General features: G+C 70.2%; 2 protein-coding genes and 1 pseudogene. 2 read left to right on the top strand and 1 reads right to left on the bottom strand.

Features of this window, described 5'->3' with window-relative positions:
- Positions 1 to 858 (bottom strand): adenylate/guanylate cyclase domain-containing protein (locus MFF42_RS25285; RefSeq protein WP_238258729.1); only part of this gene is annotated, 858 nt, incomplete at its 3' end.
- Positions 859 to 1,194: 336 nt separating this feature from the next.
- On the opposite strand from MFF42_RS25285, the gene MFF42_RS25280 reads away from it, so the two are divergent.
- Both MFF42_RS25280 and MFF42_RS25275 read left to right on the top strand, forming a co-directional pair.
- Positions 1,195 to 2,199: a helix-turn-helix domain-containing protein gene (locus MFF42_RS25280; RefSeq protein WP_238258728.1), complete on the top strand. Its 1,005-nt coding sequence runs from the start codon at positions 1,195 to 1,197 to the stop codon at positions 2,197 to 2,199.
- 7 nt (positions 2,200 to 2,206) lie between these two features.
- A pseudogene (locus MFF42_RS25275) lies at positions 2,207 to 2,478 on the top strand (MFS transporter); the annotation flags it as partial.

Raw genomic sequence — 2,478 nt, 5'->3', positions numbered from 1 at the left:
GAGCAGCCCGTCGCCGAGATATTTCAGCACCTCGCCGCCCTCCCGCTCGATCGGCGGGACGAGGCAGTCGAAGAAGGCGTTGAGGAGATCGACCGCGCCCTCCGGCGTCCGGTCGGCCGACAGGCGCGTGTAGTCGCGCATATCGGCGAACAGGATCGCCGAGCGGATACGGCGCACCTGCCCGCGCCGGATGTCGCCGGAGAGGATCGCCCGGTGCGGCTCGTCGCCGACATAGATGCGCAGCACCGTGTCGAGCTGCTTGTTGAGCAGCCGCATCTCCATCACCGCGGCGAGCGCGGGCATGACGAAGCGCAGGATCGCGATGTCGTCGTCGCGGAACCCGCCCTCGGCGCGCGTGGCGAAGGTGATGCCGTTCTTCGTGCCGTTGGTGAAGATCAGCGGGGCGACGAGGTAGTGCGTGTACCCGGCGGCCTTGAGCTCGGGAATGATGGCGTAGGCGTCGTCGGCGGTCTCGGCGAGGTCGAGGCTCAGCCACTCGCCGGTCTCATGCACCACGTAGAACGGGCTGGCATGATAGGCCTTCGTCGAGACCTCGCCGTGCGGGAACAGCCGCACCGTCGAGCCGGCGCCGCGGGTCCAGACGCGGCCGACGCCCGAATACTCGGAGTGCAGCGTGTCGATGGCGGTGGAGGCGCGGTCGATCGGCACGCCGATGGCGTTGAGACGCTCGGCCAGTCCCGCGAGGAGGTCGTCGGCCTTCGGCAGGCGAGCGCCCTCGCCGAGCAGCCAGTCACGGATGCCAACGCAGGGTTGAAGCGCTCCGAACGGGACATCCTCGGCTTCCGATCCGTCGGCGAGAGCCGTCGGCTTTGGTATCGGGGCGTCCGCGTCGCGCATCGGGGGAAGGTGGGCTCTCGGGTCGTCAAAGCAAGGCTTCGCGCCGGGCACGAAACGCCGTCGACGTCCGTGACCGGAGGCGGGCTCCCGGCGGGCCGGATGCTTACGGGGCGAGCTTGGCCGCATCGTGACGCGGACGCGGAGCGATGCCGACACCATGGACGCAGGGCCGGGGCCGGATCAAGAGGCTCGGACGGGTCGATGGTCGATGGGATAACACCGCGCAGACAAGTGCGGGCTGAAAAGTCTTGGCAGCATCTTGCACTTGCGAATGACACCGAAGCCTCCGATAAAGCGGACGCTGCGCATCGGTTATCCTTTTTTGTCTTTGATCTCGTGTCAGACCGATTTTTTACATTCTCCTCCGAAACCGACGGCTTCGAGGGCTATCGGACGCTCTACGCGGGCGGAACCGATGTCAGCGCGACCGATGCGCCGTTTCACGCCCGCGTGGAGGCGCATCGGTTCGGCCGGATGAACGTCTTCGAGCGCGCCTTGAGCGGGGTCGAGCATCGGCGCGACCGAACCCGTGTGCGCCGCGACGGCTTCGACCACTTCACGCTTCAATACCTGCGCAGCGGCACCTTCCACGGCGGTGCCCTCGACGCGGAGCGCCGTCTCGCCCCCGGCGACATCATCCTGTTCGATCTCACGCGCCCGCAGCGCACACGCCTCGAATCGGCGCGCACCGTGACCGTGAGCCTGAGCCGGGAACTGGTGGAGGCGGCGGCGCCCGAGGCGGGCCGCTATCACGGGCAGGTTCTGCCGGAAGCGGTGTCGGGCCTGCTCGGCGACCTGATCGGGTCGCTCGCCCGGCGGGCCGCCACGACTACGCCGGACACCGCGGGGAGCACCGCCCGCGCCCTGACCGAGTTGCTGGCGGGAGCCCTCGGGCAGGTGCGGCCCGACGACGAGGCGGCGGGGGGCATCATCGCCGATCTGCGGCGGCGGCGGGCCGAGGCGTTCATCGAAGCGCGGCTGAACGACCCGACACTGGATGTGGCGACGGTCGCGCGCGGAGCCGCGCTGTCGCGCAGCGCGCTCTACCGCCTGTTCGAGCCGACGGGCGGCGTCGCGCAGCACATCCTAGCCCGTCGCCTCGAACGGCTGGGCGCCGCCCTGCGCAATCCGGTCGAGACGCGCTCGATCACCACCCTCACCTTCGATCACGGCTTCGCCAGCGAGAGCCATTGCAGCCGCGCCTTCCGCAGCACGTTCGGCCTGCCGCCGGGTCGCTACCGCGCCGAGATGCGCGTTCCCCGCGCCGCTGCCCGCGGCGAGCCTCCGGCCGGCGAGAGCGCCGCGCGCCTGCTGACCGCGTGGTCGCGTGCCCTCGACTGACCCCGTGATGTCACCGGCTTCCTACGACCCGCCTCCTGGCACGATGCCCGCGCGGGCCGGTCTCGAGGGCTGGGCGCTGGTCGCGCTGCTGGCATCGATCCAGTTCATGGCCTTCAGCGACCGGTTTCTCCTCACCCTGCTCGCGACCCCGCTGAAGCAGGCGCTGGGGCTGAGCGACACCCAGCTCGGCCTGCTCCAGGGCTCGGCCTTCGCCCTGCCCTACGCGTTCGCCCTGCCGCTGCTCGGCGTCGTCGCCGATAGCGGCCGCCAGCGCGGCCT

This window comes from Methylorubrum podarium, from assembly GCF_022179745.1.
In the GTDB taxonomy this organism is placed as follows: domain Bacteria; phylum Pseudomonadota; class Alphaproteobacteria; order Rhizobiales; family Beijerinckiaceae; genus Methylobacterium; species Methylobacterium podarium.
This window is presented reverse-complemented; position numbering and strand designations above follow the sequence as displayed.